The 21,339-nt window shown below is 74.4% G+C and carries 19 protein-coding genes and 1 pseudogene; 12 read left to right on the forward strand and 8 right to left on the reverse strand.

The window, feature by feature from the left end; genetic code table 11:
• From ACFXPX_RS28185 to ACFXPX_RS28195, 3 genes are all read left to right on the forward strand, one after another.
• Positions 1–1,147, forward strand: a 1,147-nt coding sequence (locus ACFXPX_RS28185) for a serine hydrolase (RefSeq protein ID WP_380643941.1), incomplete at its 5' end; no start/stop codon positions are given.
• Positions 1,148–1,462: 315 nt separating this feature from the next.
• The gene (locus tag ACFXPX_RS28190) at positions 1,463–3,277 is read left to right on the forward strand and encodes an alkaline phosphatase family protein (RefSeq protein WP_380643942.1); all 1,815 of its coding nucleotides are present in this window, start codon (positions 1,463–1,465) and stop codon (positions 3,275–3,277) included.
• A 203-nt stretch (positions 3,278–3,480) separates the two neighbouring features.
• Positions 3,481–3,756, forward strand: a complete 276-nt coding sequence (locus tag ACFXPX_RS28195) for a hypothetical protein (RefSeq protein WP_380530712.1) — start codon at positions 3,481–3,483, stop codon at positions 3,754–3,756.
• 59 nt (positions 3,757–3,815) lie between these two features.
• Here ACFXPX_RS28195 and ACFXPX_RS28200 read toward each other — a convergent pair whose 3' ends face one another.
• Positions 3,816–4,382, reverse strand: a complete 567-nt coding sequence (locus tag ACFXPX_RS28200; RefSeq protein ID WP_380530709.1) for a TetR family transcriptional regulator — start codon at positions 4,380–4,382, stop codon at positions 3,816–3,818.
• A gap of 220 nt (positions 4,383–4,602) precedes the next feature.
• Here ACFXPX_RS28200 and ACFXPX_RS28205 point away from each other — a divergent pair, with 220 nt between their 5' ends.
• Positions 4,603–5,787 carry an MFS transporter gene (locus tag ACFXPX_RS28205; RefSeq protein WP_380588134.1) on the forward strand — a complete coding sequence of 395 codons (1,185 nt, stop codon included), beginning with the start codon at positions 4,603–4,605 and terminating at the stop codon, positions 5,785–5,787.
• 68 nt (positions 5,788–5,855) lie between these two features.
• Complete coding sequence (locus ACFXPX_RS28210; protein ID WP_380588137.1) at positions 5,856–6,245, forward strand: nuclear transport factor 2 family protein; 390 nt, start codon at positions 5,856–5,858, stop codon at positions 6,243–6,245.
• Between the two features lie 78 nt (positions 6,246–6,323).
• On the opposite strand, the gene ACFXPX_RS28215 is transcribed toward ACFXPX_RS28210, so the two are convergent.
• Positions 6,324–6,860, reverse strand: coding sequence for an NUDIX hydrolase (locus ACFXPX_RS28215; protein ID WP_380643943.1), 537 nt, complete (start codon positions 6,858–6,860; stop codon positions 6,324–6,326).
• Positions 6,861–6,979: 119 nt separating this feature from the next.
• On the opposite strand from ACFXPX_RS28215, the gene ACFXPX_RS28220 reads away from it, so the two are divergent.
• Positions 6,980–8,503, forward strand: coding sequence for an HD domain-containing phosphohydrolase (locus ACFXPX_RS28220; RefSeq protein ID WP_380643944.1), 1,524 nt, complete (start codon positions 6,980–6,982; stop codon positions 8,501–8,503).
• Positions 8,504–8,703: 200 nt separating this feature from the next.
• Positions 8,704–9,105: pseudogene (locus tag ACFXPX_RS28225) on the forward strand (class I SAM-dependent methyltransferase); the annotation flags it as partial.
• A 263-nt stretch (positions 9,106–9,368) separates the two neighbouring features.
• Here the strand turns inward: ACFXPX_RS28225 and ACFXPX_RS28230 are convergent.
• From ACFXPX_RS28230 to ACFXPX_RS28255, 6 genes are all read right to left on the reverse strand, one after another.
• A complete protein-coding gene (locus tag ACFXPX_RS28230; RefSeq protein WP_380643945.1) occupies positions 9,369–9,908 on the reverse strand; it encodes a GNAT family N-acetyltransferase in 540 nt (179 codons plus the stop codon).
• A gap of 155 nt (positions 9,909–10,063) precedes the next feature.
• The gene (locus tag ACFXPX_RS28235) at positions 10,064–10,717 is read right to left on the reverse strand and encodes a TetR/AcrR family transcriptional regulator (RefSeq protein ID WP_380643946.1); all 654 of its coding nucleotides are present in this window, start codon (positions 10,715–10,717) and stop codon (positions 10,064–10,066) included.
• A complete protein-coding gene (locus tag ACFXPX_RS28240; protein ID WP_380643947.1) occupies positions 10,714–12,264 on the reverse strand; it encodes an MFS transporter in 1,551 nt (516 codons plus the stop codon). The genes ACFXPX_RS28235 and ACFXPX_RS28240 overlap by 4 nt, the downstream gene beginning before the upstream one ends.
• A gap of 211 nt (positions 12,265–12,475) precedes the next feature.
• Positions 12,476–13,015 carry an RICIN domain-containing protein gene (locus tag ACFXPX_RS28245; protein ID WP_380396498.1) on the reverse strand — a complete coding sequence of 180 codons (540 nt, stop codon included), beginning with the start codon at positions 13,013–13,015 and terminating at the stop codon, positions 12,476–12,478.
• 227 nt (positions 13,016–13,242) lie between these two features.
• Positions 13,243–14,718 (reverse strand): MFS transporter, encoded by a 1,476-nt coding sequence (locus tag ACFXPX_RS28250; protein WP_380643948.1) that lies wholly within the window; start codon positions 14,716–14,718, stop codon positions 13,243–13,245.
• Between the two features lie 39 nt (positions 14,719–14,757).
• Positions 14,758–15,450, reverse strand: a complete 693-nt coding sequence (locus tag ACFXPX_RS28255; RefSeq protein ID WP_380523373.1) for a TetR/AcrR family transcriptional regulator — start codon at positions 15,448–15,450, stop codon at positions 14,758–14,760.
• 133 nt (positions 15,451–15,583) lie between these two features.
• Here ACFXPX_RS28255 and ACFXPX_RS28260 point away from each other — a divergent pair, with 133 nt between their 5' ends.
• The 5 genes from ACFXPX_RS28260 (at position 15,584) to ACFXPX_RS28280 (ending at position 21,299) form a co-directional block, all read left to right on the forward strand.
• Positions 15,584–16,441, forward strand: coding sequence for a methyltransferase domain-containing protein (locus tag ACFXPX_RS28260; protein WP_380643949.1), 858 nt, complete (start codon positions 15,584–15,586; stop codon positions 16,439–16,441).
• A 107-nt stretch (positions 16,442–16,548) separates the two neighbouring features.
• Positions 16,549–17,250: an ECF RNA polymerase sigma factor SigK gene (gene sigK, locus ACFXPX_RS28265; RefSeq protein WP_380588199.1), complete on the forward strand. Its 702-nt coding sequence runs from the start codon at positions 16,549–16,551 to the stop codon at positions 17,248–17,250.
• Positions 17,247–18,227: a MerR family transcriptional regulator gene (locus ACFXPX_RS28270; RefSeq protein ID WP_380643950.1), complete on the forward strand. Its 981-nt coding sequence runs from the start codon at positions 17,247–17,249 to the stop codon at positions 18,225–18,227. Before sigK ends, ACFXPX_RS28270 begins: the two co-directional genes overlap by 4 nt.
• Positions 18,228–18,320: 93 nt before the next feature.
• Positions 18,321–19,814: an SDR family oxidoreductase gene (locus ACFXPX_RS28275; RefSeq protein ID WP_380523370.1), complete on the forward strand. Its 1,494-nt coding sequence runs from the start codon at positions 18,321–18,323 to the stop codon at positions 19,812–19,814.
• 159 nt (positions 19,815–19,973) lie between these two features.
• The gene (locus ACFXPX_RS28280; protein WP_380523369.1) at positions 19,974–21,299 is read left to right on the forward strand and encodes a cryptochrome/photolyase family protein; all 1,326 of its coding nucleotides are present in this window, start codon (positions 19,974–19,976) and stop codon (positions 21,297–21,299) included.
• The last annotated feature ends 40 nt before the right edge of the window (positions 21,300–21,339 follow it).

Consider the following 21,339-nt stretch of genomic DNA (forward strand, 5'->3'; position numbering starts at 1 on the left):
GTACGTGACGGACCACGTGACGATCGCCGACCTGTTCTCGCACCGCAGCGGCCTGCCCGACCACGCTGGCGACCTGCTGGAGGACCTCGGCTACCAGCGCGACTACATCGTCCAGCACCTGCGCGACCAGCCGCTCAGCCCGTTCCGGGCGACCTACGCCTACACCAACTACGGCCTGACCGAGGCGGCGGTGGCCGTCGCCAAGGCCAAGGGGGTGGCCTGGGAGGACCTCGCGGCGGACGTCCTCTACAAGCCGCTGGGGATGGGCTCCACCAGCTCCCGGCGCTCCGACTACGACGCCGCGGGCAACAAGGCGGCGCCGCACGTGAAGACGGACGGCGGCTGGCAGGTCAGCACCACCGAGAACGCCGACTCGCAGTCCCCGGCCGGCGGGGTGAGCTCCACCGTGCAGGACCTCGCCCGCTGGATGCGGTTGCAGCTCGCCGACGGGAAGTTCGAGGGCCGGGCGGTGATCGACCCGGCGGCCCTGAACGAGACCCGCACCCCGCACTACGTCAACAGCCCGCCGAGGGCGCCGGCCGCCACCGCGGGCTTCTACGGCCTCGGCTGGAACGTGAACACCGACCCCGAGGGGCGGTTGCGGCTGAACCACTCCGGCGGCTTCGAGCTGGGCGCGGCGACCACGGTGACCCTGCTGCCCTCCGAGCAGCTGGGGATCGTGGTGCTGACCAACGGCCAGCCGACCGGCCTCCCGGAGGCGGTCGCCGAGGAGTTCTTCGACCTCGCCCAGAACGGTCGCGAGACGGTCGACTGGCTGTCCTTCCTCGGCAAGGTGGTCCCCGCCGCCGCGGCGAGCCCCGTCTCGAAGACCGACTACGCCAAGCCCCCGGCCGGAGCCGCCCCGGCCAAGCCGAACTCCGCCTACACCGGGACGTACGGCAGCGGCTACTACGGGACGCTGACCGTCGGCGAGCAGGACGGCGGGCTGGTGATGACGGTGGGTCCCGCCGGGCTGCGGTACCCGCTGACGCACTTCGACGGCGACGTGTTCAGCTTCGCCAGCAAGGGCGAGAACGCGGTCGGCCTGTCCGGGGTGACCTTCACGGTCGGCGGCGACGGGCGGGCCGCCAAGGTGGTCGTCGAGCAGCTGGACGTGGACGGCCTCGGGACCTTCACCCGTTCCTGACGTCCAGTTCCTGACGTCCGGTTCCTGGTGTCCCGTTCCTGAGGCCCGCTTCTCGGCGTCCCGTTCCTGACGTCCTGCGCGCGAGGCCACCGGGCCCCGACCGCCCCCCCCCGGAGCTGCGACGGACCGTCCGTCGGCCGCTCCCGGGAGGGCGGTGCGGGGCCCGCTGCGCGAAGTTGTCTGACCAAGTTCGGCCCGTGTTCGCCCGCGCGCCCTTCCCCGGGCGGCGTGGAACCGGTACTTCTGTGTCCCGCCCGTGGTGCACCGCCACCGGGCACCCACCCTCACGCAACCACACGGGACGAGGTACCCCCCATGCGACTTCGCTGGAGCCCCTTCGGCGGACTGCTCGCCACCCTCCCGCTCGTCGGCGCACTGGTCGTCGGCGCCCCCGCCGGCGCCCAGGCGGCGGGCGGCAGCGGCAACCTGATCGTCAACGGCGACGCCGAGGCCGGCGGCTACTGCACCAACGACTGGAGCGCCGCCACCACCGTCCCGGGCTGGACCGTCCAGGCCGGCGGGATCGACGTGATGTGCTCCACGGTCGGCTCCTTCGGCCTGCCGGGCGACGGGCAGACCGCCGGCAAGGCCTTCTTCGCACCGGGCAACTTCGGGGACGGCTCGATGAGCCAGACCGTCGACGTCTCCTCGGCGGCCACCGCGATCGACGGCGCCGGCGTGCACTACAACCTGGCGGGCTGGCTGGGCGGTTGGACCACGTACGGCGGCTACGCCGCGGTGAGCCTGCACTTCCAGGACGCCGGCGGCAACCCGATCGGCGCCACCGCCAAGCTGCCCACCGTCTCCGCGACCGACCGCGGCCTGGGCACCAAGTTCCTCTCCCGCAACGCCACCGGCGCCGTCCCGGCCGGGACCCGCTCGATCCAGGTCGAGGTGCAGTTCCTCTCCACCGCGAACGAGACCGGCTACCTGGACAACCTCTCGCTCACCCTCGACACCCCGGTCGCCGCGCCCGCGCCGATCGCCCCGCCGGCCTCCCGAGTGCCGGGCTACGACCACGTGTTCACCGTGATGATGGAGAACACCGACTACGCCCAGATCATGAACGACCCGGCGGACACCCCGTTCATCCACAGCCTGATGTCCCAGGGCGCCACCCTCACCGACTCGCACGGCGTCTACCACCCCAGCGACGAGAACTACCTGGCGATCGCGGGCGGCGACACCTACACCAAGGGCGCCACCTACTGGCCCAACATCAACTCCCCGCAGCGCAACCTCGGCGACACCATCGAGGACGCCGGCAAGACCTGGAAGGCCTACGAGCAGGGCATGGGCACGCCCTGCAACACCACCAAGGCCTACGACAGCTCCTACATGCCCGACGACGCGCCGTTCATCAACTACACCGACATCAGCGGCAACCCGGCCCGCTGCGCGGCCCACCTGTTCGACACCTCGCAGCTGACCACCGACCTCAAGTCGGCGGCCACCACGCCGAACTTCTCCTGGATCGCCGCCGACGACTACTACGACGGCGAGGCCTCCGGCAACGGCAGCGCCACCAGCCTCAAGACCCAGGACGGCTGGCTGCAGCAGACCCTCGCCCCGGTGCTGTCCTCCCCGGCCTGGACCCAGCAGCGCTCGCTGCTCGTGCTGACCTGGGACGAGAGCCAGAACGAGGGCTACAACCACCTGGCCACCGTCGTCGTCGGCTCCCAGGGCACCGTTCCGGCCGGGACCAGCAGCCCGCTGCACTACGACCACTACAGCATCGGCCGGACCTTCGAGTCCGCCCTCGGGCTGCCCGGTCTGACCGCCAACGACACCTACGCGACGCCGCTGAACGCCGCCTTCGCGCCGTCCACCGCGACCGGCCCGACCCTGACCGGCGACCTCAACGCGGTTGCCGCCGGCGGCAACCTCACCCTGCGCTACGCCCTGCCCACCGCCGCCCAGGCCGGTGCCAAGAACTGGATCGGCTTCTACCCGGCGGGCGTCACCCCGGGCTCCCGCTCCTCGCTCACCTGGTCCTACGCCCCGAACCAGAGCGGCGCCCTCACGTTCGCCAGCGGCAAGCTCGGCGGCGCGGGCCGGTACGACGCGTACCTCCTGGCCAACGACGGCTACTCGGTGCTGGCCGGTCCGTTCACCGTCACCGTCGGCTGACGACGGGAGAAAGCCGAGGGGGCCCGCTCGGAGAAGTCCGGGCGGGCCCCTTGCCCTTCCCCCGTCCGGGGTGCGGCCGCCGCCGGCCGCGGCCGTGACCGACCCTGCCGCTGAGCTGGACCTGACAGGCAACTTGCCCGAATCGCTGCGGAGTTCGGCGATTGGTTGAGACCATTCCGGTGAAATCGAGACCGGGAGTGGCCTTGTCCGTGCCGACCGCCGGGTTGTCCGTGCGCGCCCGCATCCTGCTGACCGTCACCGCCGTACTGCTGCTCGCGGCGGCCGCCTTCGGCTTCCACCGCGCGATCGGAGTGCACAACTCCGACCGTTTCAGGGGGTGTTGGCAGCTCACCCCGGCCCCCCGCGCCCCGCACCGCTGCGGCGCCCCACCGTCGTCGGTCCGGACCTCGGCCGCCGCCCCGCTGCCCGGCGTGAAGGTCACCCGGCGGGCGACACCGGGTGGTGCGGTGTCGAAGTGAGGGCGGGGCGGGGCGGCGAAGATCGTCCCAGCGGCCCGCTGCGGGGGTTGGGCGCCGGGCTACGCCTGCTCGGCCGGCGTGCCCGGGGCGGGGAGGGTCCCGACGGCGCGGGCGATGTCGGAGCGGAGCTCGTCCAGACTGTGGTCGGGGCCGAGGACCATGCGGCGGAGCTGGGGCATGGCCAGGCTCCAGCCGACCAGGCCGAGGGCGAAGAACAGGCGGGTGCGGGGGTCGCCGCTGCCCTGGGCGGCCTGGAGCTTGTCCTGGTAGTGGCGGGTGCGGGCCTCCTCGCCGGGGACGGGCCCGTCGCCGAGTTCGAGGGCCTCCCACATGAGCAGCCGCAGCGCCTCGGGGTGGGCGCGGTGGTAGTCGAAGAGGCGCTCGGCGTAGGCGGGCAGGTCGTCGTCGCCGGGCGGGACGGCCTCGGCGAGGTCGGCCATCAGGCGTTCGAGGACGGCGGCGAAGAGCTTGTCCTTGTCGCCGAAGTAGTCGTAGATCGCCCGCTTGTTGGCCCGGGCCTGGGCGGCGATGCGGTCCACCCGGGCGCCGGCGACGCCGTGGGCGGCGAATTCGGCGGCCGCCGCCGTGAGGATCCGCTCTTTGGTCGCCGTCGAGTCGTAGGCCATGGAGCGATGGTAACGAACCGGTTCGTTTGACGATCCCGCGGCGGTCTGCGACGCTCTCCCCGAGCTTCCGAACCAACTGGTTCGTTCGAATGGAGTGGTGATGCCCAGGACCGGTCCGCCCGCGCCTACCTCGCTCGTGCCCGCCTCGCCCGCGCCTACCTCGCGTGCGCCCGTCCCACCTGCGCCCGTTCCGTCGCCGCCCGCCGAGCTGGGTCGGCGGATGCCGCTGGTGATGGCGCTGGCCTGCGGCGTCAGCGTGGCGAACGTCTACTTCCCGCAGGCCCTCGCCCCGCTCGTCGCCGACGGCTTCGGCATCGCGCCGGGCGCGGCGGCGGGCGTGGCCACGGTCACCCAACTCGGGTACGCCGCCGGGATCTTCCTGCTCGTCCCGCTCGGCGACCGGCTGCCCCGCCGCCCGTTGATCAGCGTGCTGCTGGCCGTGACGGGCTGCGCACTGCTCGCCGCCGGGCTCGCCCCGAGCAGCGGTCTCCTGCTCGCCGCCGGTGCCGTCGTCGGCCTGGCCACGGTCGTCCCGCAACTGCTGCTGCCCCTGGCGGCCGGCCTGGTCGCACCCGACCGGCGCGGCGCCGTGATCGGCACCCTCCAGGGCGGCCTGATCGGCGGGATCCTGCTGGCCCGCACCTTCGGCGGCGTGCTCGGCGACCACCTCGGCTGGCGCGCCCCCTACCTGGTCGCCGCCGGGCTCACCGGCCTGCTCGCGCTCGTCCTCGCCCTGGCCCTGCCCAGCACCGCGCCCGCCACCCGCGAGCGGTACCCGGCGCTGCTCGCCGACACCGTACGGATGCTCCGCACCGAGCCGGCCCTGCGCCGCTCCGCGCTCTACCAGGCCACCCTCTTCGCCGGGTTCAGCGCCGCCTGGACGGCACTCGCCCTGCTGCTCACCGGGCCCCACTACCGGATGGGCGCCCAGGCGGTCGGCCTGCTGGCCCTGATCGGCGCGGCCAGCATGTTCTGCGCCCCGGCCGCCGGCCGCTGGGTCGACCGGCACGGCCCGGACCGGGTGAACGGCTGGTGCATCGCGGCCACCCTCGCCGCGGCCGCCGTGCTCACCGCGGGCGCGGCGGGCGGAGCGATCGGCCTGGCCGGGCTCGTCGTCGGCCTCCTGCTGCTGGACGTGGCGGTGCAGTGCAGCCAGGTCGCCAACCAGGCCCGGATCTTCGCCCTGAACCCGGCGGCCCGGAGCCGACTGAACACCGCCTACATGACCTGCTCGTTCCTCGGCGGCAGCGCCGGATCCTGGCTGGGCATCCGGGTCCACGCCCGCTACGGCTGGCCGGGGGTGTGCGCCCTCATCGCCCTCGCCGCGGCCGTCGCCCTCGCCGCCCGACTGCGTCGACCCGGCCGTACGGACACACCGTCGACGCCCCCGGCCGAGGCCGGGTGAACGGCCGCCGGGCCTCCGCCGCTGCCACGCCCCCGACCCTCCCGCTCCACCATCCGAAAGGACCTTCCATGACCTTCCCCGCCATGCCCGCCGCCGTCCTCCAGTTCTTCCGCGCCTCCCAGGACGGCGACGCCGACGCCTGGGCGGCCGCCTTCGCCGAGAACGGCGTCTTCCACGACCCCGTCGGCACCGCGCCGATCACCGGACGCGCAGCGATCCACGAGTTCATCGCCTCCGTGCTGCCCAACTTCCGGCCCTTCCTCGGCCTCACGCCCCTGGAGGCCCACACCGTCGGCCACCACGTCGCCGTCTCCTGGCGCGGCGCCGCCGTCGCCCTGGACGGCAAGCCGGTCAACTGGTCCGGCATCAACGTCTACGAACTGGACGACACCGGCCTCATCCGGGAGGCCAGGGCGTACTTCAACAGCGCCGTCTTCCAGGCCCAGTTGACCGGCTGACCGCCTGACCGCCTGAGCCCGGCCCACCGGGCGTGGCGGGGCTGTCGGCGGCACGAAGTCGGCTGCCCCGCCCGCCGGTCAGAGGATCCGAAGGCGGTCGAGGGCGAGGTAGGCCGCCGCCGTGTCGGTCATCGCACCCCGGCGGAGCACGCGGTCGCGGAACTCCTGGAGGGGGAGGGTGACCACGTCGATGAACTCCGTGCGCTCGGGGTCCGGTTCGGCGACGCGCACGCAGTCGGTGGCGAGGAAGGCGTAGCGGCGGATGGTGGAGTAGGCGTCGTGCCAGTAGGAACCGGCCTCGGTGATGGTGCCCTGGTAGCCGGTCTCCTCCAGCAGTTCACGGCCGATGGCGTCCATGGCCCGTTCACCGGGATCGATGACGCCCCCGGGAAGTTCGTGCAGCACGCGGTCGGGCCCGGGGCGGTACTGGCGGGCCAGGATGACCTGCCGGTCAGGGGTGAGCGCGAGCACGGCGGCGCCCGGACGCTCGCGTTTGAGGTGGAACTCCTCCTGCTGTCCGTCCGGCATCTCGAAGTGGACCTGATCGACGGCCCGGCCGAACTTCTCGAAGACGGTCGTGCGTTGGATCTCGCGCCACGGCGTGGTGTCGGTCATGCGAGGACTGTACGGGGCCGGGCCCGGTAGGAGACCGGGCTTCCTCCACCGATCGAGATCAGGGCGCGTGGGGGCGTAGCGTGGTGATGGTGACGAGCCGCGCGACGGGCGGAGCGGGGGTGCGTCTGGCGGAGCTGGTGGCCGCGCTCTCCCTGGGCGTGGACCTCGGGTTCGGCCAGCCGATGGAGCACGTGCTGCGCCAGTGCCTGATCGCGTTGCGACTGGCCGAGCGGCTCGGCCTGGACGACGACACCCGGTTGGTCGTCTACTACACAGCGTTGCTGGTCAACGTCGGCTGCCATTCGGACGCGCACGAGCAGGCGAAGTGGTTCGGCGACGACATCACGTTGAAGTCCGGCAAGTACGCCCACGAGCAGCGCAGTCTGGCGGGCGCGGCGGCGACGCTGCGGTTGATCGGATCGGGCAACCCGCCGCTGCACCGGTTCCGGGTCGGCCTGGAGTTCACGCTCGGCGGGTTCCGCGAGATGAACGGGATGATCAGCTCGCACTCGGCGCTGGCCCGCGAGCTCGCCCGCCGGCTCGGTCTGCCGGACGCCGTGCAGGAGGCGGTGGCCTGTTCGTACGAGCAGTGGGACGGGCGCGGCTGGCCGGGAGAGCGCAAGGGCGAGGCCGTGCCGCTGCCCTCCCGGCTGGCTCAGCTGTCCGAGTACGTCGAGGTGGCACACCGGATCGGCGGGACCGGCGCGGCCACGGCGCTGGCCAGGCGTCGGGCGGGGACGCAGTTCGATCCCGGGCTCACGGCCGAGTTCTGCCGGGAGCCCGAGGAGATCGTGGGCGGGCTGGACACGGTCCGTACCTGGGAGGCGGTGATCGGGGCCGAGCCCGCGCTCGGCATGCGGCTCGGGGAGGAGGAGTTCGACGCGGTGCTGCTCGCGGTCGCCGACTTCGTGGATCTGAAGTCCCCGTACACGCTGGGCCACGGCCGTGCCGTGGCGGAGCTGGCCGAGGCGGCGGCGCTCGGGCTGCGGATGGGTCCGGCCGAGGTGACGACGCTGCGCCGGGCCGGCCTGGTGCACGGCCTGGGCCGCCTCGGCGTCTCCAACGCGATCTGGGACAAACCGGGACCGCTGGGCGCGGGGGAGTGGGAACGGGTCCGGCTGCAGCCCTATCTGACGGAGCGGATGCTCCGGCAGTCCCCGGCGCTCGCGCCCCTGGGCGAGGTCGCCGTGCAGTACCGCGAACGGCTGGACGGCTCCGGCTACCCGCGCGGGCTCGCGGGCGGCGCGATCTCCTGGCCGAGCCGGATCCTGGGCGTCGCGGACGCGTACCGGTCGATGACCGAGCCGCGCCCGCACCGGGCGGCGCTCCGGGCGGCGGAGGCCGCCGCGCAGCTGCACGCCGAGGTCGCCGCCGGACGCCTGGACGGCGAGGCGGTCGCCGGGGTCCTCGCGGCCGCCGGGCACCGCACGCCCCGGCGCGGCGCCGGGCCCGCGGGCCTGACCACCCGGGAGATCGACGTGCTGCGGCTGCTGGCCCGCGGCTGCTCCAGCAAGGAGATCGCCGCACGGCTGGTGATCTCGCCCAAGACCGCGCGCAACCACATCGAGCACATCTACGCCAAGATCGGGACCTCGACCCGGGCCTCGGCCTGCCTCTTCGCGGTGCAGCACGGTCTGCTCTGAGAGCGGGGCCGGCTCCGGAAACGACGGCCCGGAGGAAGATGTCGAAGATGAGGCATCCGCCCCATGTGCCGGGCACGGCACGGGCCTAGCGTCGAGGCAGAACCGTCGAGGCAGAACCGTCGAGGCAGAACATCGGACCGTGGAGCGAGGCAGTCATGGGCGTCAGAAGCACACTGTTCGCGGTGACCTACGACCGGATGATGGCCAAGGCCGAGCGCCAGGGCCTGACCGACCTGCGCCGCCGGTTGATCGCCGAGGCCGGCGGCCGGGTGCTCGAAATCGGCGGCGGCACCGGGGCCAACCTCGCCCTCTACGGCGACGGCGTGGAGTCGCTGACGGTCACCGAGCCCGAACCGGCGATGGTCCGCCGGCTGGAGCGCCACGCCGCGGAGCGGGCTCCGCGCACCACGGTCCTGCGGGCCCCGGCCGAGGACCTTCCGTTCGAGGACGACAGCTTCGACGTCGTCGTGTCCACGCTGGTGCTCTGCGGGGTGAGCGACCAGCAGCGGGCACTGCGCCAGCTCGGCCGGGTGCTGCGCCCCGGCGGGCGGCTGCTCTTCCTGGAGCACATGCGCTCGGAGGACCCGAAGGCGGCCCGCCACCAGGACCGGATGAACTGGCTGAACCGGCTGGTGGTCTGCTGCGAGTGCAACCGTCCGACGCTCGACTCGATCCGGGCGGCCGGATTCGTCGTCGACCACGTCGAGCGCCAGGTCTTCCCCACGAGTCCGTCCTTCATCGGCCCGGCCGTGCTGGGCAGCGCCAGGCTCCCGGCGGCGACCCCCTGGTCGGGCCACCGCCCTGCTGCGGCCCGACCGAGCGACCAGGCCACAGAGCCGAGGGCCGAGCCTCCAAACCGAGAGGGTCAGACCCTCACGTCACGGGCGATGCGGTACAGCACGTTCGGACGCAGCGGCCCTTCGGGCGCGGTGGTGTCCTCGAAATCGTCAGCCGGGTCTCGGGTCATGCCGATCCGGCGCATCACTGCCTGGGAACGGAGGTTGGTCGCAGTCGTCACCGCGAGGATCTCGGGGAGTTCGAGCGTGTCGAAGCCGAAGGCCAGGCCGGCGAGGGCGGCCTCGGTGGCGTAACCGTGGCCCCAGGCCGAGCGGGCGAGCCTCCAACCGATCTCCACCCCGGTGAACGGCAGACCGTCATCCACCTGGTCCAAGCCCGCGAAGCCGACGAACTCGCCCGTGGCCCGCACCTCGACCGCCCACCATCCGTAGCCTCGCCGGTCGAACTCGGCCTGGAACCGCGCCACGGAGGCGTCGCTCTGTTCACGGGTGAGCTGGTCCCCCAAGTGCTCGCGAACCTCGAGATCAGCATTCATCGCCGCCCACGGTTCAAGGTCGGATTCTTCCCATCGACGAAGGATGAGGCGGTCGGTACGCAGTTCAGCCATGTTGCCCAGCCAACGTGAGCTCCGGCCCCAAGGCAATCCATTTTTCTCAGGACGAACGGGTCGGCCGGAAATCCCGGCTGCATCGTACTGGCCTCTACCGTCGGAGGCGCCTGACGCGGGCCCGCGCGGACGGGGCCACGAGCGTGGCCGTGGGATCAGAGGGTCATCCCCCTGGCGAGGAGGTCCATGGTCCGGTCGACGAGGTCGTGCAGGTCTTCCTGCTGGCCGCCGCTGACCCACTGCCACAGGGTCTCGTCGACGGCGGCCATCACGGCGACGCAGATGACGCGGACGGGCAGGGAGTCGGCGGGGTGTCCGGCGCGTTCGGCGAGGACAGCGGCGAGCATGTCCGCGTCCCGTGCGGCCTGTTCGGCGGTGCGGCCGCGGATCACCGGGACCTCGCGCACGAGGCGGGTGCGCTGGACGAGTTCGGTGCGGTCGGTGGCGTGGAGGTGGTCCAGGGTGTCGAGGACGGCGTGGCGCAGGGATTCGAGGACCGGTTCGCCGGCGGGGCGGGACCGCAGTCCGGCTGCCAGGAGCGGGTCCTGCTCGTCGGTGAGGACGATGTCCTCCTTGGTGGCGAAGTAGCGGAAGACGGTGCTGGGCGAGACCTCGGCGGCGGCGGCGATCTCCTCGACCCGGGTGGCCTCGTACCCGTTCTCGGCGAACAGGCGGTAGGCGGCGCGGCGGATCGCCTGCCGGGTCCGGGCCTTCTTCCGTTCCCGCAGCCCGGACCGGTCACCGGTGGTGCCCGTGGTGCCCGTGGCGGGTGTGGGGGGCGTGGCTGGCGTGGGGGTCTCGGGGGTCATCGTTCGGCGGTCCTTCGGTCGGGGGCGGTGGTTCCAGGTCGGGGTGCGGGGGCCGGTGCGGGGGCGGGCAGGAACCGGAGCACGAGCAGAGCGACGGTCAGTGCGGCGGCCGCGCAGGCCGCCAGGAGGACACGCGTCCCGTCGGTGAAGGCGCGGTCGGCCGAGGCTGCCAGCCGGCCGTCCGTGAGGCGGTCGGCCACCAGATGGGCGGCGGCGACGGACTGCCGGGCCGCCACGGCCTGGGCGGCGGGGACGGCGTCGGTGTCCAGCCGGGCCGCGTACACGCTGGTCAGGATGCCACCGAGCACCGCCACTCCGAGCGCGGAACCGCACTGGCGCAGCGTGGTCAGCAGGCCGGAGCCGCTGCCGGCGCGTTCGGTGGGCAGTGCGCCCAGGGCGGCACCCACGGCGGGCACGATCGCCGTACCGAGTCCCAGGCCGGCCAGTGCCAGCCACAGCGCCAGGGCCGGGTATCCGCCAGCCTGCCCCACGGCCGCGCCGAGGAGGGTGGCGGCGGACAGGGTGAGCAGCCCGCCGCCGATCACGGCGCGTGGGCCGAAGCGGGCGGTGAGCGCGCCGGTCAGCCTGGGGGCGGCCGCCATGGCGGCCATCAGCGGCAGCATCGCCAGTCCGGCGCCCTGGCCGTCGTAGCCGCGGACGTCCTGGAGGTGCTGGGGCAGGGCGAACATGAGGGCGGCCAGGACGAACGAGACCAGCGTGGCCGCCGCCGTGCTCCACACGAACTCCGGCTGCCGCAGCAGGGACAGGTCCAGCAACGGCCGCTCCCGGCCGCGCGAGCGCCGTACCAGAGCGGCCAGCAGCACGGCCGAGGCCGCGGCCGCGCCCAGGACCGGAGGGCTGGCCCAGCCCCGTGCGGGTCCTTCGTTCAGGGCGAGGACCAGAGCGCCCAGTCCCGCGACCGTCAGCGCGGCGCCGGTGACGTCGAGCCGGGGCGAGGCCGGGTCCCGGCTCTCCGGCAGCAGGAACACGCAGGCCGCGATGCCGGCGAGCGCCAGCGGCACGTTGACCAGGAAGACCGAGCCCCACCAGAACCGCTCCACCAGCCAGCCGCCCAGCAACGGGCCGAGCGGGAACCCGAGCGCGGACACCGCCGACACGACGCCGAGGGCCCGGTCGCGCTCCCGCGGGCCGAACAGGGACGGCAGCACGGACAGTGCCAGCGGCATGACCAGTGCGGCACCCGCACCCATCAGCGCACGGGCCACGAGGACCGGCCAGACCGTGTGGGCGGAGGCACCCAGCAACGAGGCGCCCAGGAAGACCCCCAGGCCGGCGACGAGCACGCGCCGCCGGCCGAAGCGGTCGCCCAGCAGCCCGCCCGGGAGCATCAGGGCCGCGAGCACCACCAGGTAGCCGTTCACCATCCACTGCAACTGCCCGCCCGTGGCACCCAGCTCCGCCGAGATCGAGGGCAGCGCCACGTTCAGGACCGTCGCGTCCAGGCCGAGCAGCAGATTGCAGGCCACCAGGGCCGCCAGTGCCCACCAGCGCCGCGAGCGGGACAGCGCCGACGACGGGCACGCCATGCCAACCTCCAGGAGAACCGAACCACGAATATGACACCAGACTCCCATATGGGAGTCGACTGTCAAAATAGGCGGCCCGGGCGACGGGCCGCACCGGCCCCTGGGCATGCAACGGCGAGGCCCCGTGCTCCCGGGGTCGGGAGTACGGGGCCGTTGTGCGCGTTGGGGTCAGGCCGCTCGCGTGCGAGTGGCCGGGCCTGCCGTGGTCGGGCTACATCGGAAAGATCGGGGCGGAGACGACGTTCTCCTCGGCGCTGTCGTAGCAGGAGAACAAGCGGGCCTGGGCGCCCTGGTAGAGCCCGCCCCAGGAGTTGAGGCAGTTGGCGGAGGCGACCTTCGGCTGCATCTGCCTGCCGTTGCCCTTGTGGACCCAGTTGAACCAGGTGTCGTTCGCGGAGCCCTGGGTGCAGGGGTACAGGCGCATGTGGTTGCCGGTGACGTCGCCCCCCTCCCAGTTGTTCACGCACAGGGTGTGCACGTGGTCGTTGCTCGTGGCCGCCTGGATCTGGAAGTGGGTGGCGTCCGCCGGGTACAGCGACCACTGCTGGGCCTGGGTGCCGTTGCATCCCCAGATCTGGACCGTGGCGCCGGAGACGAAGTCGGCGCCGGAGACGTCGAGGCAGTAGCCGTTGGCGAACCGGACCTCACCCCAGACGGACCTGGTATCGGCGTGGGCGGTGCCGGTGCCGAGCGTGGCGGCGAGCAGAGGTGCTGCGGCGACGGCGGCGAACGTGGCCAGGAGTTTGCGCATGATGATCTTCCCCCGTTGATCGACAAGCTGTTGATCACGATCGTAGGGGAATCCCTCCGCACGATGATCACCGAGCGGCAACGAACAGGAGACGAAGCGGGGTCGTGGGCCCGGGGCCGGCGGCGGCCTCCGCATCCCGCCCAGGGTTCGGCGGGCAGACGCAGGGTGTCGACGGCGCCGCGCGGCGAGCGGATGCAGCGCCCGGGGGATGCGGCGCCCCGGGGGATTCAGCCGCGGGCCGCGCGGGGGCCCGGGAGGGCGAGGGCCAGGAGTGCGGCGACGGTGGTGAAGGCGGCCGCGGCGAGCAGGGCCCGTCCGTAGCCGGCGGTGGCGGCCTGGGCCGCGGTGCCGCCGTGGGAGGCGGCGGTGTGCGAGGCGACGGAGGCGAGCGCGGCGAGGCCGAGGGCGCCGCCGACCTGCCGTGAGGTGTTCACCAGCCCCGAGGCCAGCCCGGCCTCCTCGGGCCGGGAGCCGGCGGTGGCCGCGACGGTGAGCGGCATCGTGGCCAGGCCCAGGCCCAGGGTGCAGAGGACGAACGGCGGCAGGACGTCGGTGGTGTACGAGCCGTCGGCGGTGATCTGCGACAGCCAGCCGAACCCGGCGGTGCTGACCGCCGTGCCGAGGACCATCAGCGGGCGCGAGCCGGTCCGCCCGATCAGCCGGGTGGCGATCCGGGCGCCGGCGATGATCGCGAGCGCGCCGGGGACGAAGGCCAGGCCCGCCCGCAGTGGGTCCCACAGGAGGACCTGCTGGAAGTAGAGCGAGAGCAGGAACCACATCGCGAACATGGCCGCCCCCAGGGCGAACACGGTCGCGTTGGCCAGGACCAGCACGGGGCGGCGCAGGATCGTGAGCGGCACCAGCGGCTGGGCGGTGCGGGCCTCGATGACGGCGAACGCGGTGAGCAGCGCGAGGGCGGCCGCGACGGGGGCCCACACCTGGGGCGCGCCCCACGGGTGGGTCTCGGTGGCGACGATGCCGTAGGTGAGCAGGGTCAGCCCCAGGGTGACGGTGAGCGCCCCGGGCAGGTCCAGGCGGCGGCCGGCGCGCGGACGCTGCCCGACGGGGACGGAGCGGACGGCGGCGACCACCAGGACCATGCCGATCGGCACGTTGACGAAGAACACCCAGCGCCAGCCCGCGTACTGGGTGAGCACGCCGCCCAGCACCGCGCCGGCCGCGCCGCCCGCGGCCATCACGGCGCTCCAGGCGCCCATCGCCCGGGTGCGGGCGCGGGGTTCGGTGAAGGTGGTCATGATCAGGGTCAGGGTGGCCGGGGCGAGCATCGCGCCGCCGACGCCCTGGGTGGCGCGGGCGGCGATCAGCAGCGGGCCGTTGCCGGCCAGGCCGCAGACCAGGGAGGCGGTGGTGAAGGCGGCCAGCCCGGTGGTGAAGGCGCGCTTGGCGCCGATCAGGTCGGCGAGGCGGCCGCCGAGCAGCAGCAGCCCGGCGAAGCCGAGGGTGTAGGCGTTGACGATCCACTGGAGCCCGGCCGGGCTGAGGCCGAGGCTGTCGCGGACCTGCGGCAGGGCGACGTTCACGATCGACACGTCGAGGACGACCATGAACTGGGCGGCGCAGGCGATCCACAGGACGGTCGAGCTCCGGCGGTCCGGGGCGGAGGTCCTGTCCGCACTTCCGTCCTGGGTCAGTTCGGCGGGCGGGGTGGTGCGTGCGCGCGGTGCGGGGGCTGGCTCAGGCATGGGGGAAGAGTAACTCTATAAATAGAGTCCTCCTATTTCCTATCCGACTGCGGTGGGCGCTGCATGTGCCGCGTCCAGGGCCGCGTCCCCCGCGTAGGCGGTGGCGATCCGCCCGAAGCCGCGCCGCAGCACCTCGTCCACACCGGCTTCGACGTCCCCGACCGGCGCCCCCTGGGCCAGCAGTCGGTGCCGGGCGCCGAACGCGGCGGAGGCCACCGCGCCCACCAGGCCGGCGAACAGCTCCTGGTCGGCCACGGCCGTCCGGCCGGCGGCCCGCTCGGTCAGCGCCGCGAGCAGCAGCTCCCGCCGCTCCCGGTCCAGCACCAGGTACGCGTCGCGCAGCGCCGGGCTCGCCAGCAGCACGCCCGCGAAGGTCCGGGACCGGGGCAGGCCGTCCTCGTCGAGCCCGATCCGGGTGACGGAACGGAAGCACGCCTCCAGGGCGGCGATCAGTCCCAGGGTGGTGCCCGCCCCCGCCACGGCCGCGGTCAGCCCCTGGTTGAAGTCGGCCCGGCGGCTGAAGAAGATCTCCTCCTTCGTCCGGAAGTGCGTGAACACCGTCGCGGGCGCGACCTCGGCCGCCGCCGCGATGTCGGTGAGCCGCACCTCCTCGAAGCCGTGTGCGGCGAACAGCCGGAACGCCGCGTCCCCGATGGTGCGACGGGTCCGCTCCCGCTTGCGTTCGCGCAGGCCGGAGGTGGTCTCGGCGGGGGTGTCGGTGCGGGTGGGCATGGATCAAGCCTAGCCGTAGTCGCCGGATTTCTGGAGTCGCTCCATTTCCGGGCCGCGCCAATGCCTTCGGTCGGACGGTTCGATGACGTAGGGTCAGCAGTCGACAGCGGAGCGAAGCGAAGGGTTGGACCCCATGGCCGAGCAGGGTGCCGCAGGCGCGGTGGAGACGGCGCGCCGTTACTACGGGAGCGCCGAGGTCGACGGCTTCTACGCCACGGTGTGGGGCGGGGAGGACATCCACACCGGGACGTACCTCGAACCGGACGAGTCCATCGCGCGGGCGTCCCGGCGCACCGTGGAACGGGTGGCGGCGAAGGTCGCCGGGCGGCTCGGGCGCCCCGGGGCCACGGTGCTGGACCTCGGGTCCGGGTACGGCGGTGCGACCCGCTACCTGGCCGGGCGCTTCGGGTGCCGGGTGGTCGCGCTCAACATCAGCGAGCGGCAGAACGCGCACCACCGGGCCGTCAACGCGGCCCAGGGGCTCGACCGGTCGATCGAGGTCGTCACCGGCTCGTTCCAGGACATCCCCTTCCCGGACGGCCACTTCGACGTCGTCTGGTCGCAGGAGGCCTTCTGCCACAGCCCCGACCGCGACCGGCTGCTCGCCGAGGTCGCCCGGGTGCTCCGGCCCGGGGGCGAGGTGGTCTTCACCGACGTGATGGCCGCCGAGGGGGTCGCGCCCGAGACGCTGCGGGCGGTGGTGGCGCGACTGGAGGTGGCCGAACTCGCCACCCCCGGCTACTACTTGAAGCGGTTCGCCGAACTCGGCCCGCTCCGGGTCGACTTCGACGACGAAGGCGGGCAACTCCTCACCCACTACCTGCGCCTGGTGGCGGAGACCGAACGCCGGGCCCCGGAGCTGCGCCGGCTCATCGGGCCGGACTACGTCGCGGGGCTGCTGGAGAACCTGCCGCTCTGGGTGGAGGCGTGCCGGCAGGGCCGGTTGAGCTGGGGGATCTTCCACGGCCGGGACGGCCGCGACGGGCACTGACCGGTCGGGGCCGCTGACCTGGACGGCCCGCCGGGCCGGCAACGCTGCGAAAACGATGCGACTACCGGTGCAGCGTGTGAGTGCGCGACGGTCGGAACGTGCAGGCAATCACCGACCGGCCACCCACCGCGCGGCCCACCGGACCCGCCGTACCGGCCGTACCCGAGCGGACCGCCGACGGGCGGGCCCGGTTGCGCGTGCTGATGGCCGGGACCGCCCGGGGCGACGAGCGGGCCTTCGAGGAGCTCTACGCGGCCACCGCCGGCGCCGTGCTGGGCCTGGTGCTGCGGGTGGTGCGCGACCGCGCGCAGGCGGAGGAGGTCGTCCAGGAGGCGTTCTGGCAGGTCTGGCGGGAGGCCCCGCGCTACCGCCCCGAGCGGGGCGAGGTGCTGACCTGGATGCTCACCGTGGCCCACCACCGCGCCGTCGACCGGGTCCGCTCCGCCCGGGCGGCCGCCGACCGGGACCGCGCCGCCGCGCTGCGCGGCTACACCCCGGACTTCGACCAGGTCGCCGAGCAGGTCGAGGGCGCGCTGGAGCGCGAGCTGGAGCGCCGGACGGTCCGGCACGCGCTGGCCGGGCTGACCGAGGTCCAGCGCGAGTGCCTGCTGCTGGTCTACTTCGGCGGCTGCACCCACACCCAGGCCGCCGCCGCGCTCGGCGCGCCGCTGGGCACCGTCAAGACCCGCATCCGCGACGCCCTCGGCCGGCTGCGCGAGGAGCTCGGCGACGCGGCCGGGCCCCCGCCCCGGCCGCGCGCGCGTCGGCCGACCGGGCCCCGGCGCCCCGTCGTAGGCTCGCGGCCGTGACCGCCCCGACCGCACCGGCCCCGGCCGGACTGACCACCGGAGCCCTCGCCCGCCGGCTCGGCGTCTCGCCCACCACCATCCGGTCCTGGGAGCGCCGCTACGGCATCGGCCCGGCCCACCGCGCCCCCGGGCGGCACCGCCGCTGGGAGCCGGAGGACGTGGCCGTCCTGGAGGAGATGTGCCGGCTCACCGCCCGGGGCGTCAACCCCGCCGAGGCCGCCCGGACGGCCCTGGCGTCCGGGTCCGGCCCTGGAACCGGCTCCGACTCCGGGTCCGGCTCCGGGCCCGGGCGGTCGACCGCCCGGACGGGGACGGCCTCCGGCGGCAACACCCTGCCGGTGGGCACCGTGCGCCCCGAGTGCCGGGGCCTGGCCCGGGCCGCCGTCCGGCTGGACGCCCCCGAGGTGGCCCGCATCCTGCGCCGCAGCGTCGACGAGCTCGGCGCCGTCGTCGCCTGGACGGAGGTGATGACCCCGGCGCTGCGGGCGGCCGGGCGCAAGTGGGTCGCCGAGGGCGAGCGCTACGTCGAGGTGGAGCACCTGCTGTCCTGGCACGTGGCGGCCGCGCTGCGCCGGGTCGCCGACCGGCCGGAGCCGCTGCCCGGCCCGGCCGTGCTGCTCGCCGGGATGCCGTCCGAACTGCACGCCCTCCCGCTGGAGGCGCTCGCCGCGGCGCTGGCCGAACGCGGCCTGCCGTTCCGGATGTTCGGCCCCGCCCTGCCGCCCGAGGCGCTGCTCGAAGCGGTGCGCCGGACCGGCCCGCCCGCCGTGCTGCTCTGGTCGCAGGTCACCCGCACCGCCGACCGGGCCCTGGTCGAACGGGTGGTCCGGACGGCCTGGGGCCCGCAGGGCGCGCGCACCCAGCCGGTGGTGCTGGTCGCCGGGCCGGGCTGGGCCGGCCCCCGCCGCCCACCGGGCACCCTGCGGCCGCGCGACCTCGCCACGGCCGTCGACCACCTGGAGGCGCTGCTCCGCTGACCAGGACCGGGGCACCCCCCCGGCCCCCGGACACCCGCCGGGCACACCCACCGGGCACACCCCGCCGTACGGAAGGAACCGAAGGAGCGGACCATGGACGAGCCGACCCCGACCGGCAAGCACTGCCTGGTCACCGGCGCCACCGGCTACATCGGCGGCCGCCTGGTCCCCGAACTGCTCGCCGCCGGGCACCGCGTCCGCTGCCTGGCCCGCGACCCGGGCCGGCTGCGCGACCAGCCGTGGCGCGCCGAGGTGGAGGCGGTCGCGGGTGACGTCACCCGGCCGGAGGCGCTGGACGGCGCCTTCGACGGCGTCGACGTCGCCTACTACCTGGTCCACTCCCTCGGCACCGGGCCGGACTTCGAGTCCACCGACCGCCGCGCCGCCCGCGCCTTCGCCCGCGCGGCCGCCCGGGCCGGGGTCGGCCGGATCGTCTACCTCAGCGGGCTGGTGCCCGCCGGGGTGCCCGAGGCCGAGCTGTCCCCGCACCTGCGCTCGCGTGCCGAGGTCGGCCGGGTGCTGCGGGAGGCCGGGGTGCCCACCGCCGAACTGCGGGCCGCCGTCATCATCGGCTCCGGCTCCGCCTCCTTCGAGATGCTCCGCTACCTGACCGAACGCCTGCCCGCCATGGTCACCCCGCGCTGGGTCAACACCCGGATCCAGCCCGTCGCCGTCCGCGACGTGCTCCACTACCTGGTCGGCGCGGCCGGGCTGCCGCCCGAGGTCGACCGGGCCTTCGACATCGGCGGACCGGACGTGCTGACCTACCGGCTGATGATGCAGCGCTACGCCCGCGCGGCCGGCCTGCCGCCACGGCTGATCCTGCCGGTGCCGGTGCTCACCCCGGCGCTGTCCAGCCACTGGGTCGGCCTGGTCACCCCCGTGCCCGGGCCACTCGCCCGCCCGCTGGTGGAGTCGCTGCGGCACGAGGTCGTCTGCCACGAGCACGACGTCGCCCGCTGGATCCCCGACCCGCCGCAGGGCCTGACCGGTTTCGACCGCGCCCTCGAACTCGCCCTGCGCCGCATCCGCGAGGCCCGGGTCACCACCCGGTGGTCCTCCGCCTCGCTGCCCGGCGCCCCCAGCGACCCGCTGCCCACCGACCCCGACTGGGCCGGCGGCAGCCTCTACCAGGACCTGCGGGAACGGCGGGTGGACGCCGACCCGGCCGCCGTGTGGCGGGTCGTCGAGGGCGTCGGCGGCGACAACGGCTGGTACTCCCTCCCGTTCGCCTGGGCGCTGCGCGGCACCCTCGACCGGCTGGCCGGCGGGGTCGGCCTGCGGCGCGGGCGACGCGACCCGGAGCACCTGCGGGTCGGCGACGCCCTCGACTTCTGGCGGGTCGAGGAGATCGAACCCGGGCGTCTGCTGCGGCTGCGGGCCGAGATGCGGCTGCCCGGCCTGGCCTGGCTCGAACTGCGGGTCTCCCCGGACGGCGAAGGCGGCGCCCGCTACCGCCAGCGCGCCCTGTTCCACCCGCACGGACTGGCCGGCCACGCCTACTGGTGGTCGGTGGCGCCGTTCCACTCGGTGGTCTTCGACGCCATGGCGCGCAACATCACCGAACGGGCCCGGCATGCCGCCTGACCGGTCGCCCACCGTGGCGGGGCGGGCCGCGGGCGCACCGCCAATCCGCGCGGCGACCCGCTCCGAAGGACCGGGAACGGTCCGGCACCCGCCGCACCCGCCAGGCTCACCGAACCCCACCCCCAGAACCCCGACCGCACCCGCTCCGAGGTCCCGCCGATGACCGTCTCGATCGCCCTGTTCACCCAGGACCTGCGCCTGCACGACAACCCCGTGCTGCACGCCGCCCGCGCCGCCGCGGACCAGGTGGTGCCGCTGTTCGTCCTCGACCCGGCCGTCGAGGCGGCCGGCTTCGCCGCCCCCAACCGGCTGGCCTTCCTGGCCGACTGCCTCGCCGACCTGGACGCCTCGCTGCGCCGCACCGGCTCCCGGCTGATCGTCCGCCGGGGGCCGACCGCCGAGCAGACGGCCGGGCTCGCCGCCGAGACCGGGGCCGGGACGGTGCACGTCGCCGCCGGGGTCAGCGGCTACGCCCGGCGGCGCGAGGCCGCGCTGCTCGCCCTGTTCGGCGACCGGCTGCACGTCCACGACGCCTCGGTGACCGTCGTGCCGCCCGGCCGGGTCGCCCCGGCGGGCCGCGACCACTACGCCGTCTTCACCCCGTACCACCGGGCCTGGCAGCAGACCCCGCACCGCACCGTGCTGGGCGCGCCCCGGGTGATCCGCACACCGGACGGCATCGGCAGCGAGAACCTCGCGGTCAGCGGCCCGTTCTCGCCCTCGCTGCCGCGCGGCGGCGAGACCGCGGCCCGGGAACGCTGGCGGCGCTGGGACGTCGACGCGTACGCCGACGTCCACGACGACCTGGCGGCCGACGACACCTCCCGGCTCTCCCCGTACCTGCACTTCGGCTGCCTGTCGGCCACCGAGCTGACCGCCCGCGCCCTCCAGCGCGGCGGCCCCGGGGCGGAGGCCTTCGTCCGGCAGCTGGCCTGGCGGGACTTCCACCACCAGGTGCTCGCCGCCCGGCCCGACGCCGCGCACCGCGACTACCGCACCCGGGAGGACCGCTGGCACCGGGACGAGCACGAGGCCCAGGCCTGGCGGGAGGGCCGCACCGGCTACCCGATCGTCGACGCCGGGATGCGCCAGCTCGCCGAGGAGGGCTGGATGCACAACCGGGCCCGGCTGCTGACGGCCAGCTTCCTCGCCAAGTCCCTCTACCTGGACTGGCGGATCGGCGCCGCCCACTTCCTCTCCCTGCTGGTCGACGGCGACGTCGCGAACAACCAGCTCAACTGGCAGTGGGTGGCCGGCACCGGCACCGACACCCGGCCCAACCGGGTGCTCAACCCGCTGCGCCAGGCCGACCGCTACGACCCCGACGGGGCCTACGTACGGCGCTGGGTACCGGAGTTGGCCCACCTGCCCGGGCCGGCCGTGCACCGCCCGTGGATGCTCGCCCCCGAGTACCCGGACCCGATCATCGCCCCCGACGCGCTGATGGTCCGGATGCGCGCGGCCCGGGAGCTGGACTCGCCGTAGCACCACCGCCGTAGGGCCACCGCCGTTCGTACCGCTCCCC

It is taken from the genome of Kitasatospora sp. NPDC059146 (genome assembly GCF_042786665.1).
Taxonomy (GTDB): Bacteria; Actinomycetota; Actinomycetes; order Streptomycetales; family Streptomycetaceae; genus Kitasatospora.

Bases quoted from the DNA above. Each gene is read 5' to 3' on its own strand.
- ACFXPX_RS28190 (WP_380643942.1), top strand. From the start codon at position 1,463: ATGCGACTTCGCTGGAGCCCCTTCGGCGGACTGCTCGCCACCCTCCCG.
- ACFXPX_RS28200 (WP_380530709.1), bottom strand. From the start codon at position 4,382: ATGGCCTACGACTCGACGGCGACCAAAGAGCGGATCCTCACGGCGGCG.
- ACFXPX_RS28205 (WP_380588134.1), top strand. From the start codon at position 4,603: ATGCCGCTGGTGATGGCGCTGGCCTGCGGCGTCAGCGTGGCGAACGTC.
- ACFXPX_RS28210 (WP_380588137.1), top strand. From the start codon at position 5,856: ATGACCTTCCCCGCCATGCCCGCCGCCGTCCTCCAGTTCTTCCGCGCC.
- ACFXPX_RS28215 (WP_380643943.1), bottom strand. From the start codon at position 6,860: ATGACCGACACCACGCCGTGGCGCGAGATCCAACGCACGACCGTCTTC.
- ACFXPX_RS28230 (WP_380643945.1), bottom strand. From the start codon at position 9,908: ATGGCTGAACTGCGTACCGACCGCCTCATCCTTCGTCGATGGGAAGAA.
- ACFXPX_RS28235 (WP_380643946.1), bottom strand. From the start codon at position 10,717: ATGACCCCCGAGACCCCCACGCCAGCCACGCCCCCCACACCCGCCACG.
- ACFXPX_RS28240 (WP_380643947.1), bottom strand. From the start codon at position 12,264: ATGGCGTGCCCGTCGTCGGCGCTGTCCCGCTCGCGGCGCTGGTGGGCA.
- ACFXPX_RS28245 (WP_380396498.1), bottom strand. From the start codon at position 13,015: ATGCGCAAACTCCTGGCCACGTTCGCCGCCGTCGCCGCAGCACCTCTG.
- ACFXPX_RS28250 (WP_380643948.1), bottom strand. From the start codon at position 14,718: ATGCCTGAGCCAGCCCCCGCACCGCGCGCACGCACCACCCCGCCCGCC.
- ACFXPX_RS28255 (WP_380523373.1), bottom strand. From the start codon at position 15,450: ATGCCCACCCGCACCGACACCCCCGCCGAGACCACCTCCGGCCTGCGC.
- ACFXPX_RS28260 (WP_380643949.1), top strand. From the start codon at position 15,584: ATGGCCGAGCAGGGTGCCGCAGGCGCGGTGGAGACGGCGCGCCGTTAC.
- ACFXPX_RS28275 (WP_380523370.1), top strand. From the start codon at position 18,321: ATGGACGAGCCGACCCCGACCGGCAAGCACTGCCTGGTCACCGGCGCC.
- ACFXPX_RS28280 (WP_380523369.1), top strand. From the start codon at position 19,974: ATGACCGTCTCGATCGCCCTGTTCACCCAGGACCTGCGCCTGCACGAC.